This is a genomic window from Xanthomonas citri pv. citri (genome assembly GCF_000961215.1).
Classification (GTDB): domain Bacteria; phylum Pseudomonadota; class Gammaproteobacteria; order Xanthomonadales; family Xanthomonadaceae; genus Xanthomonas; species Xanthomonas cissicola.
On the sequence record NZ_CP008998.1, the window covers coordinates 539,919 to 556,236 of the forward strand.

Here is a 16,318-nt window from a genome sequence, read left to right on the forward strand (position 1 = left end):
CGATGCCGATCAAGCCCCTTGTCTGTGGCCTGCTGCTGACCGGTCTGTTGAGCGCCTGCGGGCAGACCAGCAGCCCGCAGGACGCGCCGAAGCCGTTGGATACCTCGATGCAGAAGCCGCCCAGCGCCGATCCCAGCCAGCCGGTGTCCTCGGGCAATACGCCGACCGCGGCCGACATCGCCGCGGCTGCCGCGCTCAACGCGCAATACGACCCCTCGCGCGATCCGGCCGCCGATCTGGAGACGGCCAAGGTCGAGGCCAAGCGCGGCGGCAAGCGCATCGTGCTCAACGTCGGCAATGCCGCCTGTGAGCCCTGCAAGGCGCTGGACGAGTTGATGGGCGGCGATGCCGAGCTGCGCAGCTTCCGCGACGCGCACTTCGTGGTGGTCAAGGTCAACCGCGATGCGGCCAACGAGAACGCCGCCTTCCTGTCGGCGTTCGCCCAGCTCAACGACGCTCCGTCGCTGCTGGTGCTGGATAGCGACGGCAAGCTGCTGACCACGCAGTCCGGCCCGGAGTTGCGCAAGGGCGAGGGCTTCGACCGCAAGAAGCTGTTCGACTTCCTCAAGCAGTGGGCGCCACCGCAGGCCTGATGCTGCGCGAACGCGTCAAACAAAAACCCCCGCACTGCTGCGGGGGGTTTTGTTTTGCATCGTGCGATGGCTATCGCCTGGCGCGCACGCGGCCAGTCTTCTCTTTGACGAGCGCTGCCTTGGCCTGAGGTAATGAGGTCTTGCTGGCGATGGCAGCGCACACCGGCGCGTAACGTCCTGCGGCGATGTGTGGCTGGCGAGCCAGCGAAGAGGCGCGACCGATCGCGCTGACAAGCTATCGAAATCGCGCCACTGCAGTGCCGCGGCACCGCATCGATGCCAGTGCTGCACCAGCGCCGTACGCCAGCATCGATTGCAACTGGATCAGATCCTGCGCGGCACCAAGGCACCGCGCGTTCGCTCCCAGCGTGCGCTGCTCAGTCCTTGCTGACCATGCGCGGCAGCCCGTCCTTGGCCAGCCGGTCGATCAGCTTTTCCAGGACCTGCTGTTCTTCGGCGCTGAACACCGACATCAACCGTTGCTCCATCTCGTTGACCAGCGGCGCAACGGTCTCGTAGACCTGCCGCCCGGCCGGCGACAACGCCAGCATCGAGCGGCGCCGATCGTCGCCGTGGGTCTCGCGGCGGATGAAGCCGCGCTCCAGCAGGCGCGCCACGGCGCGGCTGACCGCGACCTTGTCCATCGCCGTGCGGTCGGAGACCTCACTGGCCGACGAACCCGGGTATAGCGCCAGGATCGTGATCACCCGCCACTCGGGAATCGCCATGCCGTAACGATCGCCGTATACCTTGGCGATGTTGCTGCTGATACGGTTGGACAGCACGCTCAGGCGATACGGCAGGAACTGCTCGAGGTTGAGCAGCACGGGATGTTGCGGCGGGTGGGAGCTGTCGAGATCGCTCATGTTGCACTGTGTCTTGATTTTGGTTTCATTTGCAACTACAAACCGAGGGTGGCCTGCGCATTCTCGCGGGTCTTCTGCTACTCCGCATAGCCCTGCGGCCCCCCCAAGCGTGGAGAAACGACGATGAGCGCACAACCGAACACCACTGCGACCCGCCCGGATCCTGGCATGCAGGTCACCACCTTCGACAATCCGATGGGCATCGACGGCTTCGAATTCGTCGAATTCGCCGCACCGGCCGGCCAGGGGGAGCAACTGCACGATTATTTCCGCAAGATGGGCTTCAGCGCGGTGCTGCGTCATCGCAGCCGCCCCATTACCGTCTATCGCCAGGGCGGGGTCAACTTCCTGCTCAACGAAGATCCCGATTCGTTCGCTGCCGATTTCGCCGCCGCGCACGGCCCCTGCGCCTGCGGCTTTGCCATCCGCTTCCGCACCCCGTCCGAGACCGTGCTGCAGACGGTGCTGGGCAACGGCGGCGAAGCCGTGCAGAACAAGCCCGACACCCGCGCGGTCCCGGCGCCGGTGGTCAAGGGGATCGGCGATTGCATGCTGTACCTGGTGGACCGTTATGGCGAGGCCGGCAGCATCTATGACGCCGATTTCGAGCCGATCGACGGTGCCGACCAGCACCCGGCCGGCTTCGGACTGACCTTCATCGACCACCTGACCCATAACCTGTATTTCGGCAACATGCAGCGCTGGTCGGACTATTACGAGCGCCTGTTCAACTTCCGCGAGATCCGCTATTTCGACATCAAGGGCGCCAAGACCGGCCTGGTGTCCAAGGCGATGACCGCGCCGGACGGCATCGTGCGCATCCCGCTCAACGAATCCTCCGACCCCAAGAGCCAGATCAACGAGTATCTGGATGCGTACCAGGGCGAAGGTATCCAGCACATCGCCTGTTTTACCGACGACATCTACACCAGCGTGGAAAAGATGCGCGCCGCCGGCGTGAGTTTCCTGGATACGCCGGACACGTATTTCGATGTGGTGGACCTGCGCATCCCCGCGCATGGCGAAGATGTCGAACGCCTGCGCCGCAACAAGATCCTGATCGACGCCGACCCCGATACCAAACAGCGCAAACTGCTGCAGATCTTCACCACCAACTGCATCGGCCCGATCTTCTTCGAGATCATCCAGCGCAAGGGAAACGAAGGCTTTGGCGAAGGCAATTTCCAGGCGCTGTTCGAAAGCATCGAGCGCGATCAGATGAAGCGTGGGGTGCTTTGAGGGCTGGGATTAGGGATTGGTGATTCGCTTAAGGCAAGATCTTGATGCGTCACTTCAGCGGGCCTTGGTTGTCTGACAAGAGAATCCGTAAGACCGCACGCGCTCAAAGCCCCTCTCCCCACGGGAGAGGGGTTGGGGTGAGGGTACGGTGGAGCGATGAAAATCAAACCGCCGTTACCCACTGCCACACGCACCCCATGCACGCGCATTACGTACAACGATGACCGATGCAGAGCGTGCAGTGTGGCGCTGTTTACGTAGCAAGCAGCTGCACGGTTTGAAGTTCCGGCGCCAGCATCCGATTCCGCCCTACATCGCAGATTTTTGTTGCATCGAAAGACGCTTGATCATCGAGTTGGACGGATCGCAGCACGATGCTTCTAGCGATCAGGCAAGGTCGCAGTGGCTTCAATCACAAGGATGGACAGTACTGCGCTTCTGGAACAATGATGTATTGCTTTCGCTGGATGCGGTGGTTGAGACGATCTGCAAGATGGTCGCTACGCCGTACCCTCACCCCAACCCCTCTCCCGGTGGGAGAGGGGCTTGATTCGCCAGGCTTCAGCTCTTTTTCGGTAAGAGCGGCTTGATCCAACGCGATCCCAACCTTCTGCTGTCATGGAGGGCGGATCAACATCCGGACGCACCCATGCACAACGACCAGCGTTACATGACCGGCTTCGGCAATGAGTTCGCAACCGAGGCGGTGGCCGGCAGTCTACCGATCGGCCAGAACTCACCGCAGCGTGTGGCGCACGGCCTGTATGCCGAGCAGCTATCCGGCACCGCGTTCACGGCGCCGCGTGGTCAAAATCGGCGCAGCTGGCTGTATCGCATTCGCCCTGCCGCCGTGCATGGCAGCTTCTCGCTGGTCGAGCAGTCGCACTTCCATAACGATTTCGGTGCGGGCCCGGTGCCGCCGGATCAGTTGCGCTGGAGCCCATTGCCACTGCCGTCGGTGCCCACCGATTTTGTCGACGGCCTCTACACCATGGCCGGCAATGGCGGGCCCGAAGCGATGTCCGGCGTTGGCGTGCATGTGTATGCGGCCAACGCCTCCATGCAGGATCGCTTCTTCTACGACGCCGACGGCGAGCTGCTGCTGGTGCCGCAGCAGGGCCGGCTGCGCGTGCATACCGAGCTGGGCGTGCTGGCGCTGGAACCGCAGCAGATTGGTGTGATTCCACGCGGCATGCGCTTTCGCGTCGAGTTGCTGGACGCCGCCGCGCGCGGCTATGTGTGCGAAAACTTTGGCGGCCTGCTGCGCCTGCCCGATCTGGGGCCGATCGGCGCCAATGGCCTGGCCAATCCGCGCGATTTCGAAACGCCGCATGCCGCCTTCGAACAACGCGAAGGCACGTTCGAACTGGTGGCCAAATTCCAGGGCCATCTCTGGCGTGCCGACATCGGTCACTCGCCGCTGGATGTCGTCGCCTGGCACGGCAATTACGCGCCCTATCGTTACGACCTGCGTCGCTTCAACACCATCGGCTCGATCAGTTTCGATCATCCCGATCCCAGCATCTTCACCGTGCTGACCTCGCCCAGCGACACGCACGGGACTGCGAACATGGATTTTGCGATCTTCCCGCCGCGTTGGCTGGTAGCACAGCACACCTTCCGCCCGCCGTGGTTCCATCGCAATGTCGCCAGCGAATTCATGGGCCTGGTGCATGGCGTCTACGATGCCAAGGCCGAAGGCTTCGCGCCCGGTGGCGCCTCGTTGCATAACTGCATGAGCGGGCACGGCCCGGATGCGGCCACCTTCGACAAGGCTTCACAGGCAGATCTCACGCGCCCGGACGTGATCGCCGACACCATGGCCTTCATGTTCGAAACGCGTGCGGTGTTGCGCCCTACGCAGCAGGCATTGAGCGCCGCCCATCGGCAAGCCGATTACCAGCAGTGCTGGTCCGGACTACGCGCTGCATTTCAACCGCCGATAACGGAAGACGCAACCTAGCGCGCAACCAAAATCTCGTAAGCAATTGTCAGTTGGTGCGGACGTTGCTCAGGCACAGAGTGCATGGCGTGGATGGCGGCTAGATACCTGTCCCGAGTACCAGCCGCCTGCGCCTGGCGGCCGAACAGCAGGGTGTCAGCTGCGCTCAAGCCAGACCGCAGCCGCGGTGCTGCAGCTGCGCTGTCTGCGCGTCGGCGCTGTGATTGCGATCGGTGCTGCCGGTGCGCGGGCTGCTGCCGTTGCGGTGATGCAGCGATCAGCTCCAGCCCTCGCTGCGTGTTGAGCGACTCGGCAAGCGCCAGTCGGCGCGCGCTGGCCAAGACTGCCAGATCACGCGGCTTGCAATGTCTCCGGCAGCAGCTCGCCGATCCGTGCGCGGACGCGTTCGGCATAACTTGCCGACGTGATCTGCGGCAGGGCCTGCAACGCCTCGGCGATGGTCGTGCTGATCTGATCTTCGTCGCGCGCGGCGTGCAGTTGCCGATGCAGCGCAGCGGCGAGGGCATTGCGTTGCAACTGCAGGATATCGAGCAGGTACAGGCGTGCATTGGTCGCTGCGCGGCGGCGCAGGCGCTGCAGCTCTTCGTCGGTGGGCCCTGCGTCCGGCCGGGGCATACCTGCTTGGTCCACATCGGGCAGCGCGGCGGTGGCTGCCGTACTGCGCGCCTGACCCGCAGCGCCGCCCGCAGCGGTACCAAGATCCAGATACCCCATCGCGCACAGGCTATGCAGCAAGGCAGTGCCGTCGCCGCCCAGCAGCATGGCGAGCGTCGCCAGATCGCGCTGGCCGTCGGCCAGGATCAACGCGCGCCGTTGCAGCAGCGTCAGCGGGCTGCGGTGCGATTGCAGCGTGGTCAGGGCGAGCTCGGTCTTGCGTGGGATCATGGCGGCGGTCCTGCGAAGCCAACAGCGTGACGCCCGCCAATGAAGCGCCGATGACATGACTGCGACGGTGTGTCGCACGCTCTCCACATGGTCGCGATGGCAGCTGTGTACGCTGTAGCGCACGTCCAGGGAATGCACAGATGACATCCAGATTGTTGGGCCTGATGAGCGCATTGCTCGTACTGACCGCCTGCAACCGCGCCGACCAATCGCCCGCGCCCGCCAGCGCCGACCACGCACCGGTTGCGGCCGCTGACGACCAACCGGCCGCCACCGTCCCACCGGCTACGGCGCCAGCTGGCACATTTCCACCGCACACACAGCCGGACCCCGCTGCGCTTGCGCGCATGGATGGCTATGGCGATCTGCGCTTCGGGATGGATGCCAGCCAGGCGCGGGCTGCCTGGGGTGGGGATTTGCGAGGCGAAGCGGCAACCGATGATGGCTGTTACCTGCTGCGCCCACAGTGGACCAGCGATGCGCGTCTCTTCGGCTTCATGTTCGAAGGCGGGCAGTTGGTGCGCTTCCAGACCAGCGAACCGAAGGAGACGGCGCCGGGCGGCGGCAAGGTCGGCATGAACCTGGCGCAGTTGCGTGCGTTGTACCCCGACGGCCTGACCGAGCAGCCGCATAAGTACATTCCAGGCGCGCTGACGCTGCGCCTGCCCGGCGCAGCCACGCAGACCGCGCTGGTGTTCGAGACCGATGCAGACGGTAAAGTCGCCAGCTGGCGCGTAGGCAAACCGCCGCAGGTGGATTACGTCGAAGGCTGCGGCTGAAATGCGAGGTGAATGGTGATGTCGTGTTGCGCAGGCGTTTGTATCCTGCGCTCGGGGAGGGTGGGCAATTCCTGCTGCGATACGACAGCTCGCTTCCACCTGAATCGGCCGCGCAATGGCTCGAGTGTCAGGCCGCGGCACGTGGACCAGCATGGACGTCACCCGATCGGCCCAAGGGGCGCGCCGGTTAGCGATGGTGGGCGGTCGCAGAATCGCTCTGCGCAACGGTGGCGTTGCGCTGTGCATGATCGGTGAGTCGCGTCACGACGCGATTGCATGCCCATCTGCGGTTGCGAGCGCACGAAGTGAGCGCTCGTGAGTCGATGCGTCATGCGCTGACTACCGCGTCAGCTGGTCGCGCCGTTGAGAAGGTGCTGAGCAGGTGCGGAATCTGATCGTAAGCCATCCAGGCCGAGCAACAACGCCTTAGCCACCCTCCGACGCAGGCCCCGGATGCTGCTTCTCGGTGTCTTCGTTCTCGCCAACATCGCCTTTGACCTGCGGCAACCCTTCCTGCTGCGCGTCGCCGTGGTTCGGCACTTCCGGGCGGTCTTCCATCATCAGCGACAGCGCCGCCTTGGCCATCAAGTGCGCGCTGATCGGTGCGGTGATGAACAGGAACACGGTGATCAGCAATTCGCGCGGTTGCGGGTCCACACCCAGAAACAGGTGGTAGCCCACCGAGGCCAGCAGCACGCAGCCCACGCCCAGCGTGCTCGCCTTGGTCGGTGCATGCAGGCGCTTGAAAAAATCCGACAGCTTCACCAGGCCAAAAGCGCCGATCAGGATGAAGAACGTGCCCGCCAGCAGCAAGGCGCTGAGTAGGTATTCGGTGAAGGCGATCATTCGACGATGCTCCGCCGCAGCACGTATTTGCTCAGCACCACGGTGCTGCCGAAGCCCAGCATCGCAATGACCAGGGCAGCCTCGAAATAGATCGGTGAATCCAGATACATGCCCAGCAGCATCAATTCGGCGATGGCGGTGACCGAGAGCGTATCCAGCGCCAGGATGCGGTCTGGCACGGTCGGCCCGCGCAGCAGCCGCCACAAGGCCATCAGGATGGCCAGGCCCACCGCATGCATGCAGATCACGATGGTCGACTCGATGAACATGTGGCCGGTCATGGAAAGATCTCCATCAGGGGCTTTTCGTAGCGGGTCTTGATCTCGGCAATCAAGGCCTCCGGATCGTCCAGATGCAGCACGTGCACCAGCAGATATTTACGGTCGTCCGACAGCGCGGCCGAGACGGTCCCCGGCGTCAGCGTGATCATGCTGGTCAACGCGGCGATGCCGTGAATGTTGGCGATATCCAGCGGTACCCAGATGAAGCCGGGATGGATATGCGATTCGGGTCCGAGCACCTGCGCAGCCACCTTGATGTTGGAGCGCACGATGTCGCCCGCGGCCACCAGCAGCATGCGCGGCACCGAGCGCAACGAGCCGATCTGTGCGAACTCGCGGTCCAGTCGCGCCGCGAAGATCGGCACCACCACGCCCAGCAGCATGCCCAAGACCCATTGCTGCGGGCCGAAGCTATCGCTGAGCAGCAGCCAGAAGACGAAGACCGTTACGCTCAGCGGCGGCGATGGGAATACGCGGCGACGCAGTGGCAGACGCGTGTTCATGGCTGCCTCCGTTGCGGCGTGGTGGCGCGTATCTGGTCCACATACGCGCCGGGGTCGCGCAACTGCGCAGCGGCCGCATCGGTGTAATGCATCAAGGGACCTGCGGCGCCGGTCATCGCAACCAACCCGCCTAGCAACAGCACCGTGGCGGCGGTCTCCACCGGACGCATGCGGCCACGTCGCGGCGGTTGCAGTTCCGGCGCATTTTCCGCCGCGGCCGGCACCCGCCAGAACAACCGCACGCCGGCGCGGGTGAGGCCGATCACGACCAGCAGGCTACTGCCGAGCACCGCGCCCCACACCGGCCCGACCAGGCCCTGGGGCACGTGCTGCAGCAACGCCGCCTTGGCCAGAAAGCCGGGCAGCGGCGGCAACCCGGCCACCGCCACCGCGGCAATCATGAACATCGTGCCTGGAATGGCCCGCCCCGGCAGTGGCGCCACCACTTCCTTGCGGTCGCTGGCACTGCCGCGGCGGCGGCGGATCAGGTCCGACACCATGAACAACGCAGCGGCCACAAAGCTGCTGTGCGGCAGGTAATACAGCCCTGCGCCCAGTGCGCCGGCATCGTCCAGCGAAAACGCGATGAACAGGGTCGCTGCCGAAAACACCACCAGGTACGACACCATCACCCGCAGCCGCGATGCGGCCATCACCCCGAACGCGGCCATCAGCAGCGTCGCGATGCCCAGCCACAACAGCGCATGGCGACCGAAGCCGTGCAGCGCGCCGGCACCGGCGCCAAACCACAACGAGGACACCCGCAGCGTTGCATACAACCCTACCTTGGTCATGATGGCGAACAATGCGGCCACCGCCGCCGGTGCGCGCGAATAGGTTTCCGGCAGCCACAGATACAGCGGCAGCAACGCGGCCTTGCTGCAGAACACCAGCAGCAACAAGCCCAGCGTGGCCTTTGCCAACGGCACATCCTGCGCCGGCAGATCGGCAATGCGCTGCGACAGCTCGGCCATGTTGAGCGTGCCGAAGACACCGAACAGCAGGCCCAGCGCAATCAGGAACAACGTCGACGCGCAGACGTTGAACACCACGTAATGCAGGCCCACCCGCATCTGCAACCCGCGCCCACCGCTGAGCAGCAGGCCGTAGGAGGCGATGAGCATCACTTCGAAGAACACGAACAGATTGAAGATGTCGCCGGTCAGGAACGCACCGTTCAAGCCCATCAGCTGGAACTGGAACAACGCATGAAAATGCGGTGCGCGCCGGTCCCAGCCTGCGCATGCATGCAGCAGGCACGCCGAACCCAGGATCAAGGTCGTCAACAGCATCCACGCCGACAAGCGGTCGCCCAGCAGCGCGATGCCGATGCGCGCCGGCCAGTCGCCGAGCAGATAGACCAGGATCTCGCCGTCGGCAGCGCGTGCGAACAAGGCGATGACCGCTGCGGCCAACAAGGCCATGCTGACCCAGGCCACGCTGCGCTGCACGCGTGGCCCATAGCGGCGGTGTTCGACAAATAACGACGCCGACGCGCCCAGCATCGGGATCAGGATGGGCAGGATCAGCAGATGGTTCATCGCCGGGCCTGCCGCGGATCCGTGCCGGTCGCGGCATCTTCGTGCGCATCCACGTGGTCGCTGCCGTTGTCGCTACGGCTGCGGATCGCCAGCACCAGGCTCACGGCCGTCATCGCAAACGCAATCACGATGGCGGTCAGCACCAAGGCCTGCGGGAGCGGGTCGCTGTGATGCATCAGCTCGGCCGGCACGCCGTCGCGCAACACCGGCGCCTGGCCGCTGCGCAAGCGCCCACCGGCAAAGATCAGCAGGTTGGTGGCGTACGACAGGAAGGTCATGCCCAGGATCACATCGAAGCTGCGCGCGCGCAGCAGCAGATAGATCGCCAATGCGGTGAGGACGCCGATCGCGCTTGCCACTGCCAATTCCATCAATGCTGCTCCGCGGTACGTGTCGAACGTTGGGTGGGGTCGATCTCGCCGCGCTGGGAACTGCGCGTACGCGAGGGTTTGATCGTGCCCATCATCGACAGCATCAACATCGCCGCACCGAACACCACCAGATACACGCCGATATCGAAGCCCAGTGCACTGGCCAGTTCCAGCTCGCCCAACAGCGGTAGCTGAATTTCCAGATGTCCACTGCTCAGGAACGGCAGCCCGAAGACCAGCGAGCCTGCGCCGCTGACCAGCGCGCACAACAAGCCGATGCCGATCAGGCGGATGTAGTCGAAACCAAAGCGCGACTCCACCGAGGCCGCCCCCTGAATCACGTACTGCATCAGCAATGGCACTGCCAGCACCAGCCCGGCAATGAAGCCACCGCCCGGCGCGTTGTGCCCACGCAGGAACAGGAACAGCGACACCGTGAGCGTAAGCGGGAACATGATCTGCGCCAGATCGGCCGGCACCGGCAGCTTGATCGGCGGCCCCGGCATGGTGCGCTCCGGTGCCATGCGCGCGCGGCGCAACAAGGCGTGCACCACCAGCCCGGCAATGGCGAAGACGGTGATCTCGCCAAAGGTATCGAAGCCGCGAAAATCCACCAGGATCACGTTGACCACATTGCGCCCATACGCTTCGGGCAGGGCACGTTGCAGCAGTTCGCCGGCGACCGAATGGCTGGGTTGCGTCATCAAGGTATACGCCAATGCCGCCAGACCCGCGCCGCCGCCGATGGCGATGGCCGCATCGCGAATCTTGCGCAGCCGCGCACGTTCGGGCAACGAGCGCTCCGGCAGATAGTTCATCGCCAGCAGCATCAGCACCAGCGTGACCATTTCCACCAGCAACTGCGTCAGTGCCAGATCCGGCGCCGACAAGAACACGAACGTCAGGCTGACCGCCAGCCCGGTGCCGCCGAGCACCAGCACCGCCAGCAGGCGCTGCTTATACAGGAACAGGCTGCCCAGGGCGCATGCGATCATCAACAACCACACCATCCAACCCAGTGCCGGCATTGGCATGGGTGCAGGCCATTGCGGCAATGTACCGCCTTGCAGGAATGGCACCAGCGCCACCACGACGGCGCTTAGCACCAGCAGCATCAACATGCGCTGCAGGTTGCCGTTGGTGACCGCGTCGGTCATGCGTGCGGTGGCAGCGAACAGGGCACGTAAATTCCACTGGAACATCGCCTTGCCCGGCGAACGGTTCTGGATCGCGTACAGATCCAGCGTGCGACGCAGTGCGATGTACAACAACGCACCGCCGACGATGCCGGCAACGCTCATCGCCAACGGCAAATTGACGCCATGCCACAGCGCCAGGCTGTAGTCGGGCAGCCGGTCGCCCAGGATCGCGGTGGCACCGGCGCGCAGTACGGGCGCCACTGTCCACGCTGGCACGATGCCCACCGCCACACAGATGAGCACCAGCACCTCCACCGGAATCCGCATCCAGCGCGGTGGCTCGTGCGGCGTGGTGTCCAGCTCGCGCGGACCATCGCCGAAGAAGGTGTCGTGCACGAAGCGCAGGCTGTACGCCACGCCCAGCAGGCCGGCCAGCAACGCAGCCGTGCTGGCCAGGATGCGCATCAGTTGCGGCGCTTCGGTATCCAGGGCAACGGCGAAGAACATTTCCTTCGACAAGAAGCCGTTGAGCAGCGGAATACCGGCCATGGCCAGCGAGGCGATGATGGCCAATGCGCTGGTCACCGGCATCAACCGGCGCAGATTGCCCAGCTTGCGCATGTCGCGCGTGCCGGTCTCATGGTCGATGATGCCGGCGGCCATGAATAACGACGCTTTGAATACCGCGTGGTTGATGAGGTGGAACACGCCGGCCACCACCGCCATCGGCGTGGACAGGCCGAACAGCATCGTGATCAGGCCCAGGTGCGAAATGGTCGAGTACGCCAGCACGCCCTTGAGATCGTGCTGAAAGATGGCGTGCCAGGCGCCCAACAACACCGTGATCGCGCCGATGCTGGTCACCGTATAGAAAAACAGATCCGTGCCGGCCAGCGCCGGATGCAAGCGCGCCAGCAAAAATACGCCGGCCTTCACCATCGTGGCCGAATGCAGATACGCCGACACCGGCGTGGGCGCCGCCATTGCGTGCGGCAACCAGAAGTGGAACGGGAACTGCGCGCTCTTGGTGAAGATGCCCAGCAACACCAAGCCCAGCGCGTACGGATACAGCGGGCTGGCGCGGATCACATCGCCGGCGGCCAACACCGCATCCAGCTGAAAACTGCCGACGATGCGGCCGATCATCAACACGCCGCCCAATAAGGCCAAGCCGCCGCCGGCAGTCAGCACGAACGCCATGCGTGCGCCCTCGCGCGCGTCCTTGCGGTGCGACCAGAACCCGATCAACAGGAACGAGCTGATACTGGTGAGTTCCCAGAACACCATCAGCAACAGCAGGTTGCCGGACAGCACCATGCCGAGCATTGCGCCCATGAACAGCAATAAATAAGCGAAAAAGCGCGACGCGCTATCGCGTGCGCTCAAGTAATAGTGCGCATACAGCACCACCAGCGCGCCGATGCCCAGCACCAGCAGCGCAAACATCCACGCCAGCCCATCGAGCCGCAACAAAAGCATCAAGCCGATCTGCGGCAGCCACGCATGGTCGCTGGCAATCACCTCGCCGCGCAGCACCGCTGGCGTCAACAGCGCCAGCAGCACCAGCCCGGCCAACGGCGCGGCCGCAGCCAACCACGCAGTGATCGAACGGGACGTGCGCCAGCGCAGCGCAGCGGCAGCGGCCATCACGAACGGCAGCGCCAGCAGAATTTCCAACGAGAAAGGCATGCAGGGAACACAAGATTCGCGAGCAGGCCAGAGAGCTTAACAAACCGTTGACTGACGCCCGCGTCAACGCCGCCGCGGCGTGCAGCCCGGAAGCAAGGCCGGATTGGCTGCACATCGCCGGGCCGCACTCGGTATGCTGCAGGTATTCATGCCTGCGTAGCTGCCCCGTGACTGCCGCCAATCCCGCTCCGTCCACCGCTGCATCTGCGCCGCGCGCCCTGGTCTTCGGTGGCAGCGGTCAGATCGGCGAACGTCTGCTGACCCGATTGTTGAGCCGCGGCTGGCAGGTGACGGCATGGTCGCGACAGCCACGCGCGGCGCGTTCCGGGCTGGTCTGGCGGCAGGGCGATCTGGCCGTACCGGCAGCTGCCGGCGAGGCGTTCGAGGTGATCTTCAGCTGCGGTCCGCTCGACCACTTCGCACGCTGGTATGCCGAGAACCCGGTGGTAGCGCCGCGCATCGTCGCGTTCGGTTCCACCAGCGTTGAGGTCAAGGAACACTCCATCGATGCGGCCGAGCGCGACGTGGCCCAGCGTCTGGCCAATGCCGAACAGGCGCTGTTTTCCGCCGCTCTCGCGCGTGGGGCCAGTGCCACCGTGCTGCGCCCGACCCTGGTCTATGGCGCCGGACGCGACAAAACGCTAACCCAGATCGCCGGGCTGGCGCAGCGCACCGGTGCGTTCGTACTGCCGGCCAACGCGACTGGCCTGCGCCAGCCAGTGCATGTGGACGATCTGGCCAGCGCGGCTCTGGCGGTGGTTGGCCAGCCGGCCACCCAGCAGCGCAGTTATGCCGTGGGCGGCGGCGAAGTGCTGGCGTACACGCAGATGGTGGAGCGCGTACTGGAAGCGCTGCCACGGGCTGCACGTCTGTATCAGGTGCCGCCGAGCCTGTTCGGTCTTGCACTCACCGCAGCGCAACGCCTGGGCCGCCTGCGGGGCTTGAATGCCGCCGCGCTACAGCGCATGCGCGAGGACTTGGTGTTCGATCTGGAGCCGGCACGCCGCGATTTCGGCTACGCGCCGCGCGCATTTCGCCCACTGCCGGAAGAGCTCGGAATCGGCGAGTGATGCCTGGCTGGTCTGCCGTCCGCGCTTAGAGCGTGTTATGTCCTTTGAGGTGAGTGCGACGCGCCACAGGGCGCTTCCGGAGGGCTGGCCGTCAGCGGCATGGCGCGGGCGTCGCGCGGCTTGCCTTGGCGCCAGCCAAGCCGGCGCCACGCAGCACCCGCGCCGCACCGCTGGCGGCCAACGCATCTCATCTCAACGTGCATCACACGCTCTAGTAGCGCCAGCCCAGCTGGCGATATGCCTTGGCCAGCACCCAGATCGGCCCGATCAGCAGATAGGTCAGATCGGTCAGAAAGCTCGGTTTGCGGCCCTCGATCTTGTGGCCGACGAACTGTGCAATCCACGCCAACACGAACACTGTCAGCGCGGTGGTGAACAGGCCCCCGAGCCCGGTGCGGCCTTCGATCAACCGGCACAGACAGCCGAAGAAGAAGAAGATCCCCAGCATCCCCAGCCCCAGCGGGCGCGACAGCCGGTTGTAGTACGACCACGCCGCAAACATCGACAGCGCGGCCCATACGCCGCTGCTGAACCAGCTGCCGCCGACCGGGATGCACCACAACAGCGCCACCACCGACCACAGAATTGCAGGCACCGCCAGCACGTGGATCTGCTGATTGGTCGCGTTTTGATGATCGTCGGAATAGCTGGCGAAATAGCGCTCGATCGGTCGCGCGGTCGTGGTGCTTTGGGTCATGTTCCCTCCCAGGAATGACCCAAGCATACGCGCGCGGATGGCGCCATGGCAGATGTGCCCCCCGCCACGCCTTGGTGGCATGACGAGGGACGCGCCCGTCAGTTCACCGAGACCGCGCTCCACGCCGCCGCTACCGCGCGGTATTGCGTGGACGTGCTGCCGTACAGATCGGTGGCCGCGCTCAGCGTGGCCCGACGGGCCGCCGCGTAGTTGGTGGACGAGGTCATGTACACCGTCAGTGCGCGATACCAGATACGGCTGGCCGCGACGCGGCCGATCGCCGTGAGCGCCGTGGAGCCGCTGCAGACCAGACTGGTCGCGGTCAGATTGTAGCTGGTGCCCGAGCCGAACCCGCTCGGCACCACCGCCCCTTCGGCCAGCAGATAGTAGAAATGATTGGCCACGCCCGAGCTGTAGTGCACATTGAGCGAACCCAGGCTGCTGCTGTAGCAATCGGGCGATTTGCCATCCAGGCTTGGCTTGAACATGTAACGCAACGCCAGTGTCCCGGTGCTGTTGTTGGGAATGATCTTCTCGCCGATCAGATAATTGCCCGGCTCGGCACTGTTGGCAGCGGAGTATTCCACCATGGTGCCCATGATGTCGGACGTGGCCTCATTCAAACCGCCCGATTCGCCCGAGTAGGTCAGAGCGGCGGTCCGGCTGGTCACACCGTGGGTCATCTCGTGGCCGGCCACATCCACCGATACCAGCGGCGTGAACGTGCTGCCGTCGCCATCGCCGAAGGTCATGCAGAAACAGCTGTCCTGCCAGAAGGCGTTGTTGTAGCGGCTACCATAGTGCACCCGGCTTCGCGCACCGGCGCCGTCGTTTGCAATGCCTGTGCGCGAATGCGTAGTGCGGTAATAGTCCCAGGTCAACGCTACGCCATAATGCGCATCGACCGCTGCGGTGACCGTATCGCCGGTGGTGCCGCTACCCCAGGCATTGTCGGCATCGGTGACCAGCGTGCCATTGCCGGAGGTGCTGTTGCGCATGTTGTAGGTCGCACCGCTGCCGCGACTGAGATCGGTCAGTTCGTAGCTGGTGCTGCTGCAGCGCGTGGTGTTCACCGTCACGCTGCCCGCATACAACGAACGTCCTGTGCCAGCGGCGCTGGTGCCGCCGCTACAGGCGGTATGCACGGTATCCCAGGATTCGAGGATGCGCTGGGTCACCGCATCGACGATGTAATGCATCTCGGTCGGTGTCTGGTCGGGTTTGACGCCGCTGTAAATTACCTCGTACACCAGGCGCGGCGCGCCTTGGCGTGCATACAGCGCCAGACTCGCACGCGGCGCGGCATCCTGCGCCACATCGAAGTGCGAACCGGCCACACGCAATGCGGTTGCCGCATCGATCCCCGGCAGCAGGCTCGGACGCACCGTAGTGTCCATGGTCTGGCTCAATTCACGCATCACACCGCGACGCGAGTGCACGACCACGTCGCCACCGATCACCGGCAGACCCTGATAGGTGCGATCGAAACGCACATGTTCGGTGCCGTCGGCATCGACGATGCTGTCGCGTGCGATAAAGGCGTCGGCCGGCGCGATTGGCCAATGCCGATGCGTTGTTCCCCAATAACGATTGCGCGCGCGACACAGCGGCATTGGCCGACATATCCGCAGCGTTTGCGGCAACAGAAAACGAGAGCGCGCAGCAGATTGCCGCGCCCAGGACATGGAATTGCATGACGACTCTCTCCAGAAAACGTGCAATGCAAAGACCGGCAGCCCCCCGACAGCCGGTCGCCGATGGCACCTTGGGTGCCGGCAGCTACGCTTGCACAGTCACTAACTGGACAGTAGTAAAAATTACGGATGTGTTGCGTTCTGTGCGCCCGGCCACTTTCC

At 64.5% G+C, this 16,318-nt stretch carries 15 protein-coding genes and 2 pseudogenes; 6 read left to right on the forward strand and 11 right to left on the reverse strand.

Annotation, left to right across the window (positions count from 1 at the left end):
- Positions 1–2: 2 nt before the first annotated feature.
- The gene (locus AMD14_RS02825; RefSeq protein WP_003486379.1) at positions 3–593 is read left to right on the forward strand and encodes a thioredoxin family protein; all 591 of its coding nucleotides are present in this window, start codon (positions 3–5) and stop codon (positions 591–593) included.
- Between the two features lie 377 nt (positions 594–970).
- Here the strand turns inward: AMD14_RS02825 and AMD14_RS02830 are convergent, their stop codons facing one another.
- Positions 971–1,459 (reverse strand): MarR family winged helix-turn-helix transcriptional regulator, encoded by a 489-nt coding sequence (locus AMD14_RS02830; RefSeq protein WP_011050326.1) that lies wholly within the window; start codon positions 1,457–1,459, stop codon positions 971–973.
- A 123-nt stretch (positions 1,460–1,582) separates the two neighbouring features.
- On the opposite strand from AMD14_RS02830, the gene hppD reads away from it, so the two are divergent.
- The 3 genes from hppD (at position 1,583) to hmgA (ending at position 4,661) form a co-directional block, all read left to right on the forward strand.
- A complete protein-coding gene (gene hppD / locus AMD14_RS02835) occupies positions 1,583–2,698 on the forward strand; it encodes a 4-hydroxyphenylpyruvate dioxygenase (protein ID WP_005931586.1) in 1,116 nt (371 codons plus the stop codon).
- 220 nt (positions 2,699–2,918) lie between these two features.
- Positions 2,919–3,248: an endonuclease domain-containing protein gene (locus AMD14_RS22670; RefSeq protein ID WP_011050327.1), complete on the forward strand. Its 330-nt coding sequence runs from the start codon at positions 2,919–2,921 to the stop codon at positions 3,246–3,248.
- Positions 3,249–3,347: 99 nt separating this feature from the next.
- Positions 3,348–4,661, forward strand: a complete 1,314-nt coding sequence (hmgA, locus tag AMD14_RS02840; RefSeq protein WP_015462801.1) for a homogentisate 1,2-dioxygenase — start codon at positions 3,348–3,350, stop codon at positions 4,659–4,661.
- A 145-nt stretch (positions 4,662–4,806) separates the two neighbouring features.
- On the opposite strand, the pseudogene AMD14_RS25175 reads toward hmgA, so the two are convergent.
- Positions 4,807–4,990 (reverse strand): annotated as a pseudogene (locus AMD14_RS25175) (hypothetical protein).
- Between the two features lies 1 nt (position 4,991).
- Positions 4,992–5,546: a hypothetical protein gene (locus tag AMD14_RS02845; protein ID WP_015462802.1), complete on the reverse strand. Its 555-nt coding sequence runs from the start codon at positions 5,544–5,546 to the stop codon at positions 4,992–4,994.
- Positions 5,547–5,710: 164 nt separating this feature from the next.
- Between AMD14_RS02845 and AMD14_RS02850 the strand changes: the two genes are divergently transcribed.
- Positions 5,711–6,325, forward strand: a complete 615-nt coding sequence (locus AMD14_RS02850) for a hypothetical protein (RefSeq protein WP_015462803.1) — start codon at positions 5,711–5,713, stop codon at positions 6,323–6,325.
- 426 nt (positions 6,326–6,751) lie between these two features.
- On the opposite strand, the gene AMD14_RS02855 is transcribed toward AMD14_RS02850, so the two are convergent.
- From AMD14_RS02855 to AMD14_RS02880, 6 genes are read right to left on the reverse strand one after another with little or no spacing between them, the layout of a single operon-like run.
- Entirely contained in the window at positions 6,752–7,171 is a 420-nt protein-coding gene (locus AMD14_RS02855) for a Na+/H+ antiporter subunit G (protein ID WP_005912632.1), read from the reverse strand.
- Entirely contained in the window at positions 7,168–7,452 is a 285-nt protein-coding gene (locus AMD14_RS02860; RefSeq protein ID WP_003486364.1) for a K+/H+ antiporter subunit F, read from the reverse strand. The genes AMD14_RS02855 and AMD14_RS02860 overlap by 4 nt, the downstream gene beginning before the upstream one ends.
- Positions 7,449–7,955 (reverse strand): Na+/H+ antiporter subunit E, encoded by a 507-nt coding sequence (locus AMD14_RS02865; protein WP_003486362.1) that lies wholly within the window; start codon positions 7,953–7,955, stop codon positions 7,449–7,451. Before AMD14_RS02865 ends, AMD14_RS02860 begins: the two co-directional genes overlap by 4 nt.
- Positions 7,952–9,496, reverse strand: coding sequence for a monovalent cation/H+ antiporter subunit D (locus AMD14_RS02870; protein ID WP_011050331.1), 1,545 nt, complete (start codon positions 9,494–9,496; stop codon positions 7,952–7,954). The genes AMD14_RS02865 and AMD14_RS02870 overlap by 4 nt, the downstream gene beginning before the upstream one ends.
- On the reverse strand, positions 9,493–9,867 hold the full coding sequence (locus AMD14_RS02875) for a Na+/H+ antiporter subunit C (RefSeq protein ID WP_003486358.1): 375 nt from the start codon (positions 9,865–9,867) through the stop codon (positions 9,493–9,495). Before AMD14_RS02875 ends, AMD14_RS02870 begins: the two co-directional genes overlap by 4 nt.
- Positions 9,867–12,695, reverse strand: coding sequence for a monovalent cation/H+ antiporter subunit A (locus tag AMD14_RS02880; protein ID WP_011050332.1), 2,829 nt, complete (start codon positions 12,693–12,695; stop codon positions 9,867–9,869). Before AMD14_RS02880 ends, AMD14_RS02875 begins: the two co-directional genes overlap by 1 nt.
- Before the next feature lie 167 nt (positions 12,696–12,862).
- Here AMD14_RS02880 and AMD14_RS02885 point away from each other — a divergent pair, with 167 nt between their 5' ends.
- Positions 12,863–13,765: an NAD-dependent epimerase/dehydratase family protein gene (locus tag AMD14_RS02885; protein ID WP_011050333.1), complete on the forward strand. Its 903-nt coding sequence runs from the start codon at positions 12,863–12,865 to the stop codon at positions 13,763–13,765.
- A gap of 211 nt (positions 13,766–13,976) precedes the next feature.
- Here AMD14_RS02885 and AMD14_RS02890 read toward each other — a convergent pair whose 3' ends face one another.
- Entirely contained in the window at positions 13,977–14,462 is a 486-nt protein-coding gene (locus AMD14_RS02890; RefSeq protein WP_011050334.1) for an Mpo1 family 2-hydroxy fatty acid dioxygenase, read from the reverse strand.
- A gap of 98 nt (positions 14,463–14,560) precedes the next feature.
- A pseudogene (locus tag AMD14_RS24960) lies at positions 14,561–16,157 on the reverse strand (M4 family metallopeptidase).
- Positions 16,158–16,318 lie beyond the last annotated feature (161 nt).